Annotated in this window: 17 protein-coding genes; 7 read left to right on the top strand and 10 right to left on the bottom strand. The window is 48.2% G+C overall.

The window, feature by feature from the left end; translation table 11 throughout:
- Positions 1–5 precede the first annotated feature (5 nt).
- Positions 6–2,024, top strand: coding sequence for an excinuclease ABC subunit UvrB (gene uvrB, locus C6Y40_RS23115; protein ID WP_105936746.1), 2,019 nt, complete (start codon positions 6–8; stop codon positions 2,022–2,024).
- A 143-nt stretch (positions 2,025–2,167) separates the two neighbouring features.
- Entirely contained in the window at positions 2,168–3,097 is a 930-nt protein-coding gene (locus C6Y40_RS23120) for a LysR family transcriptional regulator (RefSeq protein ID WP_105936747.1), read from the top strand.
- Positions 3,098–3,143: 46 nt separating this feature from the next.
- On the opposite strand, the gene C6Y40_RS23125 is transcribed toward C6Y40_RS23120, so the two are convergent.
- A complete protein-coding gene (locus C6Y40_RS23125) occupies positions 3,144–3,845 on the bottom strand; it encodes a hypothetical protein (protein ID WP_105936748.1) in 702 nt (233 codons plus the stop codon).
- Between the two features lie 45 nt (positions 3,846–3,890).
- The gene (gene queC / locus C6Y40_RS23130) at positions 3,891–4,547 is read right to left on the bottom strand and encodes a 7-cyano-7-deazaguanine synthase QueC (protein WP_105936749.1); all 657 of its coding nucleotides are present in this window, start codon (positions 4,545–4,547) and stop codon (positions 3,891–3,893) included.
- Positions 4,548–4,661: 114 nt separating this feature from the next.
- Here queC and queE point away from each other — a divergent pair, with 114 nt between their 5' ends.
- Together queE and C6Y40_RS23140 are read left to right on the top strand one after the other, a co-directional pair.
- Positions 4,662–5,309, top strand: a complete 648-nt coding sequence (gene queE, locus C6Y40_RS23135; RefSeq protein ID WP_105936779.1) for a 7-carboxy-7-deazaguanine synthase QueE — start codon at positions 4,662–4,664, stop codon at positions 5,307–5,309.
- Positions 5,310–5,319: 10 nt separating this feature from the next.
- Entirely contained in the window at positions 5,320–6,243 is a 924-nt protein-coding gene (locus C6Y40_RS23140; RefSeq protein ID WP_105936750.1) for a type 2 periplasmic-binding domain-containing protein, read from the top strand.
- A gap of 56 nt (positions 6,244–6,299) precedes the next feature.
- Here the strand turns inward: C6Y40_RS23140 and asnB are convergent, their stop codons facing one another.
- Together asnB and C6Y40_RS23150 are read right to left on the bottom strand one after the other, a co-directional pair.
- A complete protein-coding gene (asnB, locus tag C6Y40_RS23145) occupies positions 6,300–7,967 on the bottom strand; it encodes an asparagine synthase B (protein ID WP_105936751.1) in 1,668 nt (555 codons plus the stop codon).
- 218 nt (positions 7,968–8,185) lie between these two features.
- Entirely contained in the window at positions 8,186–9,829 is a 1,644-nt protein-coding gene (locus tag C6Y40_RS23150; RefSeq protein ID WP_105936752.1) for a M28 family metallopeptidase, read from the bottom strand.
- 122 nt (positions 9,830–9,951) lie between these two features.
- Between C6Y40_RS23150 and C6Y40_RS23155 the strand changes: the two genes are divergently transcribed.
- Positions 9,952–10,752, top strand: coding sequence for a DUF3025 domain-containing protein (locus tag C6Y40_RS23155; RefSeq protein WP_170308569.1), 801 nt, complete (start codon positions 9,952–9,954; stop codon positions 10,750–10,752).
- On the opposite strand, the gene C6Y40_RS23160 is transcribed toward C6Y40_RS23155, so the two are convergent.
- Positions 10,749–11,453 (bottom strand): Yip1 family protein, encoded by a 705-nt coding sequence (locus tag C6Y40_RS23160; RefSeq protein WP_105936754.1) that lies wholly within the window; start codon positions 11,451–11,453, stop codon positions 10,749–10,751. The genes C6Y40_RS23155 and C6Y40_RS23160 overlap by 4 nt on opposite strands.
- Positions 11,454–11,600: 147 nt before the next feature.
- Between C6Y40_RS23160 and C6Y40_RS23165 the strand changes: the two genes are divergently transcribed.
- Both C6Y40_RS23165 and C6Y40_RS23170 read left to right on the top strand, forming a co-directional pair.
- Complete coding sequence (locus tag C6Y40_RS23165) at positions 11,601–12,380, top strand: ATP-binding cassette domain-containing protein (RefSeq protein ID WP_105936755.1); 780 nt, start codon at positions 11,601–11,603, stop codon at positions 12,378–12,380.
- Positions 12,381–12,382: 2 nt separating this feature from the next.
- On the top strand, positions 12,383–13,576 hold the full coding sequence (locus C6Y40_RS23170; protein WP_105936756.1) for an ABC transporter permease: 1,194 nt from the start codon (positions 12,383–12,385) through the stop codon (positions 13,574–13,576).
- A gap of 159 nt (positions 13,577–13,735) precedes the next feature.
- Here the strand turns inward: C6Y40_RS23170 and C6Y40_RS23175 are convergent, their stop codons facing one another.
- Genes C6Y40_RS23175 through cysD form a run of 5 tightly spaced genes read right to left on the bottom strand, consistent with a single transcriptional unit; the run spans position 13,736 to position 19,191 of the window.
- Positions 13,736–15,460 (bottom strand): SLC13 family permease, encoded by a 1,725-nt coding sequence (locus C6Y40_RS23175; RefSeq protein ID WP_105936757.1) that lies wholly within the window; start codon positions 15,458–15,460, stop codon positions 13,736–13,738.
- A 17-nt stretch (positions 15,461–15,477) separates the two neighbouring features.
- A complete protein-coding gene (gene cysN / locus C6Y40_RS23180; RefSeq protein ID WP_105936758.1) occupies positions 15,478–16,893 on the bottom strand; it encodes a sulfate adenylyltransferase subunit CysN in 1,416 nt (471 codons plus the stop codon).
- 2 nt (positions 16,894–16,895) lie between these two features.
- On the bottom strand, positions 16,896–17,684 hold the full coding sequence (gene cysQ / locus C6Y40_RS23185) for a 3'(2'),5'-bisphosphate nucleotidase CysQ (RefSeq protein ID WP_105936759.1): 789 nt from the start codon (positions 17,682–17,684) through the stop codon (positions 16,896–16,898).
- Complete coding sequence (cysC, locus tag C6Y40_RS23190; RefSeq protein WP_105936760.1) at positions 17,684–18,277, bottom strand: adenylyl-sulfate kinase; 594 nt, start codon at positions 18,275–18,277, stop codon at positions 17,684–17,686. The genes cysQ and cysC overlap by 1 nt, the downstream gene beginning before the upstream one ends.
- Entirely contained in the window at positions 18,277–19,191 is a 915-nt protein-coding gene (gene cysD, locus C6Y40_RS23195) for a sulfate adenylyltransferase subunit CysD (RefSeq protein ID WP_105936761.1), read from the bottom strand. The genes cysC and cysD overlap by 1 nt, the downstream gene beginning before the upstream one ends.
- Positions 19,192–19,235 lie beyond the last annotated feature (44 nt).

Raw genomic sequence — 19,235 nt, forward strand, 5'->3', positions numbered from 1 at the left:
ATAACATGGCAGATAAAGGCTTTGAGCTTGTTTCCAAATATCAGCCTGCGGGCGACCAGCCCACAGCGATTGAAGCGCTGGTGGACGGACTGGAAAGCGGTCTTGCTCATCAAACGCTGTTAGGGGTAACCGGTTCAGGTAAAACCTTCACCATGGCCAATATTATTAACCAGGTACAACGCCCCACATTGTTGCTGGCACACAATAAAACCCTGGCTGCGCAGTTGTACGGTGAGATGAAGGAATTCTTCCCGCATAATGCCGTAGAGTATTTCGTGTCTTACTATGACTATTATCAGCCTGAAGCTTATGTGCCGAGCACCGATACCTTTATTGAGAAAGATGCCTCGATAAACGACCACATAGAACAAATGCGATTGTCGGCGACTAAAGCCCTCATGGAACGCCGTGATGTAGTGATTGTGGCCAGTGTCTCGGCCATCTATGGTTTGGGTGATCCGGAATCCTACATGAAAATGCTGCTGCATTTGCGCACTGGCGATACCATTAACCAGCGGGATATTTTAAGACGACTCGCAGAGTTGCAATATAAGCGTAACGATTTGGCTTTTGAGCGGGGGACTTTTAGGGTACGCGGCGATGTGATTGATATCTTTCCGGCGGACTCTGAGAAACAGGCGGTGAGGGTAGAACTGTTTGATGAAGAAATTGATCGCATCAGTCTGTTTGATCCGTTAACCGGCTCCGTTGAAAAAAACGTGGTGCGGGCTACCGTATTTCCTAAAACGCATTATGTGACACCCCGGGAAAAGATTCTCAGCGCGGTGGATCGCATTAAAGAAGAGCTCGCCGATCGCAAAAAGCAGTTGTTGGAAGTCAATAAACTACTGGAAGAACAGCGTATTTCGCAGCGCACTCAGTTCGACATCGAAATGATGCTGGAGCTTGGCTATTGCTCCGGTATCGAGAACTATTCACGCTACCTCTCTGGCCGAGCGCCGGGCGAGCCACCGCCAACATTGCTGGATTACTTTCCGGCCGATGGTTTGATGTTCATTGATGAATCCCACGTTACCGTGTCACAAATCGGTGCAATGTACAAAGGCGATCGCTCGCGCAAGGAAACTCTGGTGGAGTATGGGTTCCGGTTGCCGTCAGCACTGGATAACCGGCCGCTCAAGTTTGATGAGTTCGAACATATCTCACCGCAAACCATTTATGTGTCAGCAACGCCTGGCAACTATGAACTGGAAAAATCTGACGGCGACGTGGTTGAGCAGGTGGTGCGGCCTACCGGCTTGCTGGATCCGGTTATTGAAGTACGCCCGGTGGCCACGCAGGTAGACGACGTATTGTCTGAAATTCAACTGCGGGTAGCGGTGGATGAACGGGTACTGATCACCACGCTGACAAAACGCATGGCCGAGGATTTAAGTGAGTACCTTAACGAGCATGGCGTAAAAGTACGGTATTTACACTCGGATATCGATACGGTAGAGCGAATTGAGATCATCCGCGACCTGCGACTGGGTAAATTTGATGTTCTGGTGGGAATAAACCTGCTGCGGGAAGGGCTCGATATGCCTGAGGTGTCGCTGGTAGCGATTCTTGACGCCGACAAGGAAGGTTTCCTGCGCGCTGAAAAATCCCTCATTCAAACCATGGGCCGGGCAGCGCGTCATGTTAATGGTAAAGCCATTTTGTATGCCGATACCATTACCGGCTCCATGCGCAAGGCGATTGATGAAACTGAGCGTCGCCGCACGAAACAAATAGAGCACAATACGGCCAATAACATAACCCCACAACGGTTGAATAAGCCAATCACTGACATAATGGACCTGGGCGATTCGGTAGCACCGGGTTCCGGTCAGGTTAAGTTGCGCAAAGTGGCGGAGTCTAAGAAGGCTGCTAAAGCGGCTTCGGCCACCGAGCTGATGGCGCAGGTGAGCGAACTGGAAAAGCAAATGTTCGAATGTGCCAAAGAGCTGGAGTTTGAAAAAGCGGCGTCGTTACGGGATGAAATTGAGCAACTAAGAAAGCAGGTAGTTGCCCTCTCTTAACAATTGAAGTGTTGCCGGCACGGCCCGCCAGAGCAGTATTTTCCTGCTTTGGCTATTGAACACGAAAAATATGATTGTAAATATTGTGTACTGTGCCTATTATGGTTTGAGTATTGATAACTATACCTATTTTGGGTGCAATCATGTTAAACCGATTACAAGAATCTGATATCAAACTACTGCGGGTATTCTATGCGGTAGCCAGTTGTAATGGCTTCACGGCAGCTGAGCCGGTATTAAGAATGCAGCGTCCCAATATCAGTGCTGCCATCAAAAAGCTTGAGGAACGGCTGGATCTCGTGCTTTGTCATCGTGGTCGCGGTGGCTTTCAGATGACCAAAGAAGGCGAGGTGGTTTTTCAGGAAACCAAACGTATCTTTAATGCCTTCGATAACTTTGTTTTTAATTTAAAATCACTGCACGACGACTATTCTGGTCACATTACTCTGGTATTGATGGCTGGCCTGCCGCTGTCTATGCATCTTGCAGTAAGCCGGGCTGTAAAAAGCACCATGAAAAAGTTTGATGATATTCATGTGAATATTCAAACCCGTCTCTATAACGAAGTTGAACACGTGGCGCTGTCGGGTGAATGTCATCTGGTGATCTCCACCTACGACATGGTGAAACCGGAATCGGTGACTTTCCACCCCATTGGTACGTCTTGTAAAGGCCGGTTGTACTGTGCGCCTTCTCATCCGTTGGCCAAGTACCGGGATGTGGATGCTTTACCTGAAAACGTCAGAATCGAAGATTACCCGGCCATCGGCATTTCGGGCTTATCATCGGCCAATTACATTGATGGCGATCGTCGCCTGGCTATTCAGACATTCTCTGATTCATTTGATGCCGCGATGTCGGCCATGATGACCGGTGAGTATGTCGCGTTATTGCCAGACTACATGGCCAAAGAGCAGGGTGTCGCGTTAGGACTGGTGTCTATTGCTAACGGTAATCTGTTTGAATTCAGCCATGAGCTGTTTGTGATGAATGGCAAGAATACCCGGTTAAACCCGGTACTGCGCCACTGTATTAAAGAGCTCAGCTACTTTATTACCGAAAGCCAAAAGTAAGATTACGCGGTTAAATAAGCGCCTTAATGAGAAATCATCAGGCGCTTTATTTTTTGCGGATGGTCATTGCACCACTGGCCAGAAAGAATTTCCAGTGTCCTTCTGCACTGCCGTCAGGATTAAAATCCAGTTCAACGCTGCCGGAGTCCGTATCGGTGCGATAGGTACCTGCCAGGCGCATAATGCCTTTATTGATATTGTTTAAGGTCATCACACCATTGCGGAAATCATAATGGATAACAAACTGCTCGTCGTTGGCAAAATAGGCTTTTTCAATCGGGTAGTTGCCAATGTCGCCCAGGCTGAGCTCAAATTCCTGTGGCGATGCCGATAAGCGGCTTAACGCCGTCAACAGCATTGACTCAGGAGCAGGAGGCTGTTTATCAGCCTCACTGGCTTTTGTCATCAGACTTACTTTTCCGGTTAATACAACCAGGTAGCTGCCATCAGGTTGATAACCAATGTCGAGAACATCGTAACCAGGTTCCAGCACTGCTTCAGCCTGGCTTTCAATGTAATCAGATTTGATAAGATAATCTTCCATGGTGGTGAGCGATTTTACGGAAACGCCAGCACGTTCAATGGCTTCACGCTTAGCAAACAGCACCGCTTCTTTGTAATCCTGCCCGGCAGTGGACTTTACGCCGTCATCATATCCCTTAATTTGCACCGCAATGCGTTGGTTAGCGAGGGCGGGTAAAGCCAACCCCAGAGCTAAACCGACAAGGCTTAACAGGACTACTTGCATGGTAAAACTCCTTTAATGGGGTTAGTCAATAAGGTAAACGTTTATTTATTCATAGTCCAACGGGTCTGTTCTGCCATTATCCCGGAACGCTTCAAGACGCTCCTGACAGGCACCACACTGGCCACAGGCTTTTTCCCGGCCGTTATAACAGGTCCAGGATTTGCCGTAATCCAGACCCATTCTCAGGCCGTCAGTGAGAATAGCCGTTTTACTTACTTTAAGGTAAGGGGTGACTATCTCAACCGCCTCGTAATTGGCGATGGCACACACATCATTCATTTTCTCGACAAATTCAGGACGGCAATCCGGATAGATTGCGTGGTCACCTGAGTGGGCTCCGTAGTAAACCTTCGTGGCCTCTTCACTCACAGCATAACCCACTGCCATAGAAAGCAGGATCATATTGCGGTTAGGCACAACGGTGGTTTTCATGCTGGGCTCTTCGTAATGCCCTTCAGGTACCTCAATATCGCTGGTAAGCGCTGAGCCACCTATCAGGTCGTTGATAGCCGAGATATCGACAATTTTATGGGGGATCGATAATTCGGCACACACCCGCGCAGCATAATCGAGCTCTTTTTTATGGCGCTGGCCATAATTGAAAGACAGTGCCATGGGCGACTTTCCATCTTCCAGCGCTTTATTAAGCACGGTAAACGAGTCCATGCCGCCGGAATAGATAACAATCACTTTTTCAGACATAACAGGTATAATTTAATAAATGATAACGGAATTTTATGCTATCCCTGCTAGAATCCCAACAAGAATCACGACAGGATTAAACAATTGACAGATCAACGACTCAATATCAATGAAATGTTCGAAACCATCCAGGGCGAAGGTGTATATACCGGCGTGCCAGCGGTGTTTGTGCGCCTGCAAGGGTGCCCGGTAGGGTGTCCGTGGTGTGACACTAAACACACCTGGGAACTGAACGAGAACATGATAGACAGCGTTGATGCAGTGATAAATAAAGCCGCTGAGTCAGAGCGCTATTTCGGTATTTCAGAACTGGGTTTACTGGCTCTGTTTGAGCAGCAGCGCTATCAGGCCAAACATGTTGTGCTGACAGGCGGAGAGCCCTGCATGTACGATTTAACAGAGCTCACTGAGTTACTTCATGAGCATGGTTACACCACCCAAATTGAAACCAGTGGCGCGTTTGAAGTGCGCTGTGCCAAAGACACCTGGGTAACGGTTTCGCCAAAAATCAATATGAAAGGGGGCTTCGATATTCTGACCAGCGCTCTTGAACGCGCAAACGAAATCAAACACCCCATCGCCATGCAAAAGCACATTGATGAGCTGGACGCGCTACTGTCGCGCCTGGACGCGGTACCAGACATCATTTGTCTGCAGCCCATCAGCCAGCAGCCCAGAGCCACAGAACTGGCCATTAAAACCTGTATCGAACGTAACTGGCGTTTGTCATTGCAAACGCATAAGTACGTCGGCATCGCTTGAGGCCGGGCCAATGAAAAAGCACATTTTTACCCTACTGCGCGGCAGGACTTATCACGGTATTGGACTGGTATTTATACTGTTACTGTGGACGCTAAACGTCAGTGCTGCCAACTGGTCTATTCATTACCCGCGCCCCATAAATGAAAGCGACAGTCGTCACGATTATCCGTTAACGCTGCTCAAACTGGCGCTTAGTAAAACCGGAGTGCGTTATACACTTACGCCGTCTGAACGCATTTTGCTGCAGGGCAAGGCCATTCGGCAGTTAAAGGAAAATCGCGAAATCAACATCGTTTGGGTGATGACGGATATACAGCGCGAGAAGGAGCTGCTACCGATTCGTATCCCTATTCATAAAGGGTTGATTGGCTGGCGCGTGTTTTTAATTAACCAGGACTTGTCCGCCAAGTTTCATAACATCCGCGAAGTCCGGAATTTAACCCCTTTAACGGCGTTACAGGGTGCCGAGTGGCCGGATACTAAAATATTGCAGTCTAACGGGTTTAATGTGCTCACTGTGTCTGAGTTTCCCGAGGCATTTAATCGCCTGGAGTTAAAACAGGGCGACTTTTTCCCACGGGCCGTTAGTGAAGTACTGGGAGAATTAAATGCCCTTTCACTGGATGACGATATTGTACTCGAGCCATCTTTGGTTATGCATTATCCGGCGGCAATGTATTTCTTTGTGAATCGTTCCAATCCTACCATGGCGAGGCTGATTGAAACGGGATTACGAAGAGCCCTGGAAGACGGCTCTTTCGATAATATCTTTGTCAGCCATCATCGTGAGGCGTTGCTTAAAGTCAACGTAGCTGAGCGCAAGGTATTTCACCTGGAGAATCCATTACTCCCTAAAGAAACGCCGCTGGATGATAAAGCCTTATGGTTTGATCCGCAGATCCATACGCCCCAAAGCGCCCCTAATAAAGAATAATCAGTAGAAAAAAACAGCACCTAAAGGTGCTGTTTTTTTTAGTAGGTAAGCAAAAGTTATGCTTTGCCGTGTACGCCCTGCATGGAGCGGCCAGACGGGTCAGCATTGTTCTTAAAGCTCTCATCCCATTCAAGGGCTTCAACCGTACTACAGGCAATTGACTTACCGCCAGGTACACAGCGAGCTGCAGTTTCTTGCGGGAAGTAACCTTCAAAGATTGTGCGGTAGTAGTAACCTTCTTTGGTATCCGGGGTATTGATTGGGAAGCGGAACTCCGCAGAAGCCAGCTGTTGATCGCTTACTTCGTTGGCAACAAAATCCTTAATTGAGTCAATCCAGGAGTAACCTACACCGTCACCAAACTGTTCTTTCTGACGCCATAACACTTCTGGCGGCAGCGTTTCACCGTTATCAAAGGCTTCACGCAGAATGTACTTTTCCATTTTGCCGTTACCACACATTTTGTCTTTCGGGTTGAGGCGCATGGCCACGTCCATGAATTCTTTATCCAGGAAGGGGACACGGGCTTCAACACCCCACGCCGAGGTAGCTTTATTAGCACGGGCGCAATCGAACATGTGCAGGCGGTCGAGTTTACGTACCGTCTCTTCATGAAACTCTTTAGCATTCGGTGCCTTGTGGAAGTACAGGTAACCACCGAAGATTTCATCAGAGCCTTCGCCCGACAGTACCATTTTAATACCCATTGCTTTAATCTTACGGGTCATCAGGTACATTGGCGTAGCGGCACGGATAGTGGTGGTGTCGTAGGTTTCCAGGTGATAAATCACATCACGAATGGCATCCAGACCTTCCTGAATAGTAAAGTGGATTTCGTGGTGCACCGTACCAATCATTTCTGCAACTTTCTGGGCAGCCACTAAATCGGGGGCACCTTCAAGGCCTACAGCAAATGAGTGCAAACGCGGCCACCAGGCATCGGATTTGTCTTCATCTTCAACCCGTTTGGCAACGTATTTGGCGGCGACAGCAGAAACCAGTGATGAGTCCAGACCACCAGATAACAGCACGGCGTAAGGTACGTCTGACATCATGTGAGATTTAACCGCTTTTTCGAAGGCTACGCGCAGTTCTTCGATGTTCGACTCGTTGTCTTTAACGGCGTCGTATTCCATCCAGTCGCGCTTATAGTACTTCACCATTTCACCGGTTTTGCTCCACATATAGTGGCCCGGAGGAAATTCACTAATCGTTTTACAAACCGGGGCCAGCGCTTTCATCTCGGAAGCCACGTAGAAATTACCGTGTTCGTCGTAACCGGTATACAGCGGGATAATACCAATATGGTCACGGGCAATCAGATAGGCATCTTCTTTTTCGTCATACAGAATGAACGCAAACATGCCTTGTAAATCATCAATAAACTCAACACCGCGCTGTTGATACAGCGGCAGAATGACCTCGCAGTCAGAGCGGGTTTTAAAGTTGTAAGGAGTGTCCAGCTCTTTAGCGAGCTGCTTGTGGTTGTAGATCTCACCATTTACAGCCAGAGCCTGGTGACCGTTGTCACTGATCAGTGGCTGGGCACCCGTATCAACATCGACGATTGCTAAACGCTCGTGACACAAAATGGTATTGTCATTATTCCAGATACCCGACCAGTCAGGGCCGCGGTGACGCAGCGTTTTGGTTAGTTCCAAAGCTTGGGTTCTGAGTTCAGACACATCGGTTTTGATATCTAAGATACCGAAAATACCACACATAAGAAGCGTTCTCTCTTGTCACATAGTTAAAGGATAATGTTTTCTGTCGGTGCTCGAATTGACGTACAGCGGTGGATTATTTTTTTGCAGGATAAAACCTTTACACTCGCGACTACTGAATGTGCCAGCATGAGCAAAAAATGCAAGTACAATCTGGTCTATTTAAACATTTAGATAAAAAAAACCGCCGAAAGCGGCGGTTTTCTGAAGGGGGCTGATTATTTGCGCTGAAACTCACTGGTTTCACGCCATTGCGGCCAACTGTCTTTGTTGGCGACTAAATAACCAACTTCCATTAATAGCTGGGTATCCTGAGATATCCCGCTCAGATCCCAGTCGTCCCGAAACTTGTCACAGACCTGATGATAACAGCCGGTCACTATCACGCTGGTACGTTTACGATATTTCGCGGTTTCTTCGTCAAAGGGCTCGCTTCCACCTTTGGCATAGAGCGCCGGAACACCCACTTTGGCAAAGCTGAAATGATCGGAACGATAGTAATAGCCCGCCTCAGGACGATCTTCCTGAGTGACAGTACGACCCTGACGAGTCGCTGCAATAGTCAGCTCTTCTTCAAGATCGGATTTACCCATGCCAATTACCGCGATGTCTTTGGTTTTACCCAGCACATTCATGGCATCCATGTTGATATTGGCCACGGTTTTATTAAGCGGGATAATCGGGTTGTCGGCGTAGTACTTCGATCCCAGTAAGCCCTGTTCCTCGGCGGTGACAATTAAAAATGACACAGAGCGTTTTGGCGCGGGAGTGAGTTTACTAAAGGCCTCAGCCATAACCAATGCGGCGGCAGTACCGGTAGCATTATCGTGTGCGCCGTTATAGATCTGATCGCCCTCAAGACTTTCATCCTTGCCCAGATGATCCCAGTGCGACGTGTAAATCACATGCTCATCCGGTTTTTCGCTTCCGGGCAGGGTAGCCAGCACATTGTAACTGGTTGAGGCCTGATAGGTGTTTTGCACAGTTACCGACATGTTCTGCTCGAGTGGCACGGAATAGGGGCCTTGCATGGCTTTAGCTTTTTCTTCCTCGAAATCAAGGCCGGCATCGGCGAAAACACGGGTAGCCGCGTCCAGGGTTAACCATCCTTCAACGGCTACGCGGCTGGCACCTTTATCCGGGCTAACCAGGCCATACTGCGGGCCACTCCAGCTATTAGCCACCACCGACCAGCCATAAGAAGCCGGAGCTGTTTCATGAACAATAATGGCACCCGCGGCGCCCTGACGGCTGGCTTCTTCGTATTTATAGCTCCAGCGACCGTAATAGGTCATGGTAGTGCCCTGAAATTTACCGCCTTCCGGGTTTTCAAATCCTGGGTCGTTAACCAGAATTACTACGGTTTTACCGGTTACATCCAGGCCTTCGTAGTCATTCCATTCGTATTCCGGAGCATTAATGCCATAACCGACAAAAACAAGCTCTGAATCGGTAAGTGTTACCACATCCTGCTCACGTTTGGAGCCGGCAACCATATCGGTTTTGTAGTCAAAAGTGTGATTGCCAATGGTCATGGTCATGCCCGGATCGGCGGTAATTTCCATCAACTCCACCGCTTGCAGGTAACTGTCGCCGTTGCCCGGTTCAAGGCCAAGTCGTTTAAATTCTGAAACCAGAAAATCGAGGGTTTTCTTTTCCCCTGCTGTCGTTGGCAGACGCCCCTCAAATTCATCAGACGCCAGGGTCTTAAGAGGCGGCGCAATTTTGTCGGCAGTAATGCTGTTATATACCGCATCAAAGTTGTTTTGTTCTGTCGAAGTTGTGGCCGCAGGTTCCTGTGAGCAGGCAGATAACCACGCTACTGAGGAAACAACTAACGGCAACAGGAGGATTTTTTTCATTTATTTTTCTCTGATTGCTTTACATTAGCTTTCCAGTATAGAGAATTCAGTACAAAATTGAACTGCTAAGATATCCTCGTTTTCTCATGTCTTCACACCCCGATTCAGCAAGATCATCCTCTTTGCCACTAGACACTTTATTTTCCACTTTCAGGATGGCAGGCCGCAATCCGCTTAGTGCGCCACAACTTAATGACTATGCCAGACTGATGGACGAAGGCTGGGCAGGTCCGGACTTCATTGATGATGACCAGGCCGATTTAGCAAAGCGCTATTATGAAGTGTTTATCGCTGAGGAAAATCAGGTGCCAACACGCACCAACTGGCATGACACCTTTAATGCGATGATGTGGATAGCATTTCCGCGCAGCAAAAAGCTGATTAATACACTGCACTGTGAGGAAATTGCGCAGTTTGGCATTCACCCCAGAACCCCTAAACGTAATCGCATTACCCATTTTGATGAATGCGGGCTGGTGATTGCCCTGCCACAAGACAAACTCGAAAAAGGTAATCAACTGTTGGAAAGGTTGGCAAACCATCAGTGGCAGGAATGTTTGGTTGATAATCAGCACGAATGGGGCAACACGTTGTTTCCAGTGATTATTGGTCATGCCCTTTACGAAATGTTGCTGGACCCGTTTATTGGCTTAACGGCAAAATGGCTTGCGGTGATTGTGCCTGCAGGGTTTGAGAAAATGGATGAGAAAACCCGCTATAAGATGATAGATGTGGCATTGTCTGAGCGGCTTACTAAACTTGACGGGTTGGCGGCAAAAAACACCTTAAAACCCATTCCATTGCTGGGGATACCAGGCTGGTATTCTGAACAGACCGAGGCATTTTATGCCGATACAGGATATTTTCGGCCACTGGCGCCTAACGCGCCAGCTACCGTTCAATTGCCGCTTCGGCGAACTTAGAAAAGCTTCATCAGCGCCCAGACGCCCATGATAATCACAAAGGGCGCGGCTGCGATAATAGCAGACTTTTTGGTGTCGAAACTGGTCCACTGGGTAATTCCAACCGTTATCAGATAGACCGACCATAACGTTTCCAGCCGCAATGCCTGAGCGAAACCGAACCAGTCTGATTCCATACTCACATTAAAGACATAGGCTACGGATAAAGGGCTGAGTATAGTGGGTAATATCTGATGGTTATCTTCAATGGAGATTAGTGCAATACCCAGTAAAGTGCTAACCACAACCGGCATGCCTGCCCACCAGGTAAAGCCATACCAGTCGGTGTAACCGTTTAGATTTTCTTCGTCGGACTTCGTTGTCAGGTTCAGATAGAGTGCCAGAATAGCGTTAAACACAATAGGGCCCAGAATTCCGAACATTATCATGGCTACCATGACCTGGGGCTGGGCCATGTTACCGCGGATGTTATCCTGTTCAGCAGGGCTCAACTCGCCATACTGAGTGTCTACCAACATATTTTTATACCACTCGAAGTCAACAAAGTTGATATACAGGTAAGCGGGTAACACACTCATCAAAATGACAACGAAAAATGGTATCCAGGACCAGTTGTTTTTTTCGTCGATGGCTTTGAACACGCCGTTAGGTTTAAAAAAGATGTTATTGCATGCCTGGAACGGATTGGTGACTTCCGACATCCCTGACTCCTTATATTTTGTAACATTTCTGCAGATTATTATTTTTAGTCATGCCAGTATACTCATAATTACCATCGGTTTGCGTGAAAAAATGTAACGAAGTTTCACAAGCCAAACGGACCAATAACAATAACTTAGGGAAGGATAATGATAGAAATCTCAAATCTGGCAAAAAAATTCGCCGTTGAGAATCCTAAAAAACTCAGCGATCAGGAAAAAAAGGATCCCCGGTTGAAAGGTCGGTTTTTCCATTCTGTACAGGACGTATCCTTTTACTGTGAATCCGGTGAGGTGCTGGGGTTGTTAGGCCCGAATGGCGCCGGTAAAACCACCACGCTGCGGATGTTATCCACTGCACTCACTCCCGACAGTGGCGAAATCATTATTAATGGCACCAATGTGGTAACCAAACCCGTTGTTGCTCGCCAGATGATTGGCTTTTTGTCAGGCTCCACCGGATTATACGGGCGTTTGACTGGTCGCGAAAACATAGCCTACTTTGGTCAACTGCATGGCATGAGTGAAGAACAGATAGATGCGAAAATCAGCGAGCTGGCGGATATTCTGGATATGCACACCTTTCTGGACCGTCGCAGTGAGAATTTCTCGACCGGTATGAAACAAAAAACCGCGATTGCCCGTGCGGTGGTGCACGACCCGAAAGTGGTTATTCTGGATGAACCCACAACTGGCCTGGATATTATGGCCGCGCAAACGGTGCTGGATTTTATCCGTCGCCTTAAAGATCAGGGCGTGCCGGTAATTTTTTCTACCCATCACCTGGATGAGGTGGCGGAATTGTGTGATCGGGTAACCGTTATTCATCATGGCAAGACCCATTTCTCTGACTCCTTTGATGCGTTTAAAGCGCAGGCGGAAGGGTCACTTCATAAATCATTTATGCATGTCATCAATCAGGGAGCGTAGTTATGTGGAAAGTCATGCTGAAAGAAATAAAAGAACTGCTGCGCGACAGAAAAACGTTATTTTTCATGGTGGCATTGCCAATCCTGGTGTTTCCGCTATTGATTGGTGTGGTGATGTTTTTTGCCGGTAAGGCGGTGGATAAAGCCGAAAATAAAGTCCTCGATTATGCCGTAGTGGGGGCTCAATATGCACCTGCTTTGGTTGAAGACTTAGCTGCATCTGATTTGTTCAATCAGGTTATGATTGATGAAGGGGAGGATATCGCGGCTTTTGTAAAATCTGAACAGGCTGATTTCGTGTTGGTTATTCCGGACAACTTTAGTGAGGACGCGCTGCAAAGTGGCCAGATTGAACTGAGCCTTTACTTAAATGATGCTGGCCTTAACATGGTGCGCCGCCGACTCGACAAAATCGTTGATGTGTATGCCGAGCGCAGTCAGCAGAAAGCCTTCGCCTTACTGGAGCTTGATGAATCACAACAACAGGCATTGATTGAGCCAATTGTGATTAAGAAAGTCGATGTGGCTGACAAACGCGAGAACTGGGGTGAAAAGATTGGCGGCATGATCCCGTATTTTATCTTTATGTTGTGTTTACAAGGCGCCATGATCCCGGCAACTGATTTAGGCGCCGGTGAGAAAGAGCGCGGCACACTGGAAACCCTGCTTATTTCGCCTATTGAACGCCACAAATTAGTGTTAGGTAAATTCCTCACCATTGCGCTGGCAGGAGCCACTTCGGCTTTGATTACGGTATCAAGTATGGCTGTGTGGGGGCTGGTAATCAGTCAGGGAATGGCAATTAAAATGGTTAGCGAGTTTATGAGCGCCATCAACGCTATCGACTTTGTGCTGATGTTCTTAATGCTGGTACCCGTGGTGGCGATTTTCTCCGCGGTATTATTGAGTCTGTCTATTTACGCTCGCAGCTTTAAAGAAGCGCAAGGCTATATGACGCCGCTGGTGTTTGCCGTTATCGTACCGGTTATGCTGGCAATGCTACCCGGCGTCGAACTCAAAGGTGGTTGGGCCTGGGTACCATTAACGAATGTAGCCCTGGCCATCAAAGAGCTGATTAAAGGCACCATGGATTACTTCCAACTGTTCGCCATCTTCTCTTCCACCGCAGTTATTGCCGGTGCACTGCTGTACTTCTGCGTGTACTGGTTTAATAAAGAAAAAGTGTTATTCCGATAGCAAATGATACCCCGGTAGTGCCCGAGAGGTGGTATCGGGGCCCTCCTTATCAGGCTGGCTCACTTAATAAATCTAGTAGTGGATGGGCTAACTCTTACCAATAAATTGCGCCCTGAACCGGGCGCAACAACGTTATAGAATAAATTCGCCACAGCTAACTTAAAAATAGACCCAGTTGAGTAATGCAATAACGATAGATGAGTACACTATCGAAATGGGTAAACCAAACCGAATAAAATGACTGAATTTATAATTGGCCGCGTTAAACACCAACAGGTTCGTTTGGTATCCATAGGGCGATATAAAGCTGGCACTGGCTGCAAAGGCAACCGCCAGAGCAAATGGCAGTAACGGCGCACCAATGATTTCAACCAGGCCATAGGCAAAGGGGAACATTAATGCAGCAGCCGCGTTATTGGTAACAAACTCGGTGAGTAGCAGAGTAAGTACATATACGACAATGAGTGCCATAAGCCAGTTGGTATCGGCCAGATAGGGCAGCAGCAGTTCGGTGCTTAAATCGATGACGCCAGACTGTTCCAGCCCGGTCGCCAGCGATAATGCCCCCACTATTACCACAATCAGGTTTAATGGCAGGTTACGCTTTATTTCCCCGTTTGTGGTGACTCTTGCGCCAAGCAGAACAGCGGCAAAAAACAGTAAGCCGATGCCGAGCGGCACCATGTCGGTGGCAGCAAGAAATACAGTGAGCAAAAAGCCACCTACGGTGATCCATTCCTGAGGCGTGGAAAGCGGGCGCGCGATGCGCTGCTCAGAAAGAATAAAAAAGTTTTTCGAGATATTGTGCCGACAGTGGAAGTCCGGGCCTGCTGCGAGTAATAAAAAGTCACCTGCCTGCAGTTTAATTTCTCCCAGTTTGCCAGAAAGCTGCTCTCCGTCACGGCGAATAGCCACCACGGCAGCATCAAACAGCGCTCTGAAGCCCAGTGCTTTTATCGTCTGGCCAATAATTTGTGCGCGGTTGGAAACGATAACCTCGGTGAGGTTTTCACGCAAAATGCCGTCTGTCTCAGCAAAGGTTTTAAGCCCTTTGATGTGGCTCAGCGTGTCCAGGTTCTTTACATTGCCAGAGAAAATAAGCTTATCATCCGCCTGGATACTTAAATCAGGACTGACCGGCGTAATGAGCTTACCCTGGCGAACAACCTCCACCAGAAACAATTCCGGCAGATTACGTAAATGATTCTGCTCAACGGTTTTACCCACCAATTCTGAGTCTTCACTCACTTCGGCTTCGACGATGTACTCACGGTAATCCCGTTGTTTGCTGGCAATGTCGGGTAGCAGCGGTGAGAGCGTAAACATCAGCAGACCACAGCTTAATCCAGCGATTAAGCCAAACAAGGTAAAGTCTAAAAAGCCAAAGCCAGGATGACCATGTTCCTGTAAGAAGCTGTCAACGATAAGGTTGGTTGACGTACCAATTAAAGTAACGGTGCCGCCTAATATGGCCGCGTAGGACAACGGGATCAGTAATCGGGAAGCGGGGTGGTATTGGTTTTGTTTTACCGGGCCGATAAGACTCGCCACAATAGCCGTGTTATTCAGTAACGCCGAAGAGAAAAAAGTGAGACCGAACAATCGCCAGTAAGATTTGGTGAAACTGGCCGTGACCAGTTTACGACCCAGGCGCTTAATAAACGCGGTTTTATCAATGGCGCTGCTAACCAATAGCAGCAAAATAAGCGTGATTAATCCCTTATTGGTGAGGTTATCGAGAATTTGATCAAAGGTAATCTGCTGGGTAGTCAGTAACCCCAGCACCGTTAATGCAAATACAGTAGAAGGGCGCTGATTTGTAAAAATCAGCGCCCCGATGGTACCAAAGAAAAACATTAGTACCAGTAGCTGGTTAAGTTCCATCTTGCGAGAACCTGCTCCTACAGCTTGCTAATATCGAGCGCATTCCAGTGCGGGAAGTGCTTGCGTACCAGCTCGTTAAATTCCAGCTCAAACGCTGAGAATTCCTGGGTTTTGTGTTGGGCATCTTTGGCGATTTCGTCAATGATCATACCGGCACCAACGGTACCGTTGGTCAGGCGATCAATCACGATAAACGCACCGGTGGCCCGGTTCTTTTGGTAATTGTCGCAAGGCACAGGTTGGGTAAACTTAAGGTCTACCACCGCAATTTCGTTTAAGTTCATGTGCACACCCTGAGTTTTCTCAAGGGTATTTACGTCGATCAGGTGATCAACTTCTGCCACTGACCCCGAGGTCATCTGGCTGGCAAATTTAAACAGGTACTGCTTGTTAGGCATCATTGGCTCATCGGCCATCCATACCAGGTGCGATTTGTACTGAGTGCTTAACAGTGGCAGGTTGTCAGATTTTACAATCATATCACCACGTGAGATATCAATCTCATCTTCCAGTGTCAGCGTTACAGCCAGTGGTGGATACGCAACGTCTAAGTCACCGTCGAAGGTGACGATCGATTTTACTTTGGATTTCTTGCCAGACGGCAGCGCAGTGATTTCATCACCAGGCTTAACCGAGCCAGATACCACGGTACCGGCAAAACCACGGAAATCGAGGTTAGGGCGGTTAACGTATTGCACCGGGAAGCGGAAGTCTTCGGTGTTAGCATCTTTCTGGATTTCGATATTTTCCAGCATGGTCATCAGCGTTTCACCGGTATACCACGGAGTATGTTCGCTTACGTTCACCACGTTATCACCTTCGAGCGCCGAAATGGGCACAAACTGGATGTCAGTGATATTAAGCTGCTTAGAAAACTCCAGGAAGTCAGCCTGGATATCTTTGTAAACCTGTTCGGAATACTCCATCAGGTCCATTTTGTTTACCGCAACGATCACGTGCTTGATACCTAACAGCGAAGCCAGGAATGAGTGACGACGAGTCTGTGTTTTTACGCCGGCACGGGCATCAACCATCAGGATCGCCAGGTCACAGGTAGAAGCACCGGTTACCATGTTACGGGTGTACTGCTCGTGTCCCGGGGTATCCGCAATAATAAACTTACGCTTGTCGGTAGAGAAGTAGCGATAGGCTACGTCAATGGTAATACCTTGCTCACGCTCAGATTGCAGGCCGTCTACCAACAGAGCCAGGTCGACTTTGTCACCGGTAGTACCGACTTTTTTACTGTCCTGAGTAATAGCGGCTAACTGATCTTCAAAAATCATTTTTGAGTCATGTAACAGGCGACCAATCAGGGTGCTTTTACCATCATCTACGCTACCGCAGGTTAAGAAGCGGAGCAGATCTTTTTGTTCGTGTTGTTCTAGGTAAGACAGAATGTCTTCTTTTAATAATGCGTTTTCGTTATTCATGCTTATGCACTCACGAGGAAATAAGGGTTCAACACAGACTCTTTCTGGTTATAAGTAAGAGCCTCGGCGTCAGAGTTCAGCGGGTCAGCTGCGTCCAGTACGGTAACGTCGGCCCCGGCAGCTAATGCTACCGCGTGCGCCGCGCCGGTATCCCATTCAGACGTTGGGCCTAAGCGTGGGTAAAGGTGGGCTTCACCTTCAGCAACCAGACATAATTTTAATGAGCTTCCCATGGCAACCAGTTCGGTTTCGCCTTCAAGCTGAGCCAGTAGATTTTGAATTTCAGGGCTTTGGTGTGAGCGACTGCCTACCACTTTCCAAAGTTCGCCGGGTTGATGCGGCTGAGCGCTGATGGGGTTTACACCTGCAGCGGTTTCTGTCCAGGCACCCTGGCCAACCACACCCACATAAGACTTGCCAAGCGCGGGGGCATATACCACCCCCATGATTGGCTTGCCGCCGTCAATCAGGGCGATATTTACCGTGAATTCACCGTTTTTCTTGATAAATTCCTTGGTGCCATCGAGTGGGTCTACCAACCAGTATTTATCCCAGGTCTTACGCTCGTCCCAGCTGATATCGGCAGACTCTTCAGACAGGATAGGCAGCTCTGACATTGCTTCAAGACCGGCCACAATGGATTTGTGGGCGGCTAAGTCGGCTTCGGTTAACGGGCTGGTGTCTTGTTTTTCGTAGATGGCAAAGTCACGGTCGTAAATGTCCATGATCTTGTCGCCAGCTTCTTTTGCGATGGCCAGCACCTGAAGCGCCAGTGGATCCGTAATCGCCATTATAATAATCCTTTTTCTTCAAGCAGGTTGAACAGTCGCTCTGCGGTTTGTTCCGCTGGTTCATCCTGATACTGCAAATGTACTTCCGGAGACTGCGGTGCTTCATAGGTAGAGTCGATACCGGTGAAATGCTTAATTTCACCGCTACGGGCCTTTTTATAAAGACCTTTCGGATCGCGCTGTTCGCATACTTCCAGTGGGGTATCAACAAATACTTCGATAAATTCGCCGTCGGCTAACAGGTTGCGACAAAAGTCGCGGTCAGCCTGAAACGGTGAAATAAACGCGGTTAATACCACCATGCCAGAATCGACAAATAATTTTGCCACTTCGCTGATACGACGGATATTTTCTACCCGGTCTTTATCACTGAAACCCAGATCGCCGCATAGACCGTGGCGTACGTTGTCGCCATCGAGCAGGTAAGTATGCTTACCTTGTTCGTGCAGTTTCTTCTCCAGCAGGTTAGCCAGGGTTGATTTACCCGAGCCACTTAAACCGGTTAACCACAATACGCGCGGCTTTTGGCCAAGGCTTTCGCCGCGAGTATCTTTATTGATCTCGTGTTGATGCCAAACGATATTGGTAGCCATTAGAAGTAACCTTCCATTTTCTTCTTCTCCATGGAGCCTGCGCTGTCATGGTCGATAACCCGGCCCTGACGCTCTGACGTTTTGGTCAGCAGCATTTCCTGAATAACTTCAGGCAGGGTTGCAGCAGTCGATTCCACCGCGCCGGTAAGCGGGTAACAACCCAGAGTACGGAAGCGCACCGATTTCATTTCTGGTACTTCGCCTTCTTCCAGTGGCATACGGTCATCATCAACCATAATCAGCACGCCATCACGCTTAACAACCGGACGAGGCTTCGCCAGGTACAGTTGTGGAATGTCGATGTTTTCTTTGTAGATGTATTGCCAGATATCCAGCTCAGTCCAGTTCGACATAGGGAATACCCGAATGCTTTCGCCGCGGTTTACCTGTGAGTTATAAATATTCCATAACTCCGGGCGTTGATTCTTTGGATCCCAGCGGTGGTTGCTGTCACGGAATGAGTAAACACGCTCTTTGGCGCGTGATTTCTCTTCGTCACGACGAGCGCCACCGAAAGCGGCGTCGAACTTATATTTGTTCAGCGCTTGTTTGAGAGCGGCAGTTTTCATCACATCAGTGTGCTTGGCACTACCGTGAGAGAATGGGCCCATGCCCATGTCAACGCCTTCCTGATTGATGTGTACCAGCAGATCAAAGCCGTGCTTTTTGGCCTGCTGGTCACGAAACTCTATCATTTCTTTAAACTTCCACGTTGTATCAACGTGAAGTAATGGGAAAGGGATTTTGCCAGGAGCAAATGCCTTACGCGCCAAATGAAGTAACACCGAAGAGTCCTTGCCTACGGAATAAAGCATCACCGGATTTTCAAATTCTGCGGCGACTTCACGAAAGATATGGATACTCTCGGCTTCGAGTTGTTTCAAGTGGGTGGTTGACGGGATACTATCAGTCATTTATCGAGTCCGAAGTTGTTTTGGTTTATATACGAAATGATTAT

It is taken from the genome of Marisediminitalea alba, assembly GCF_002993365.1.
GTDB lineage: Bacteria > Pseudomonadota > Gammaproteobacteria > Enterobacterales > Alteromonadaceae > Alteromonas > Alteromonas alba.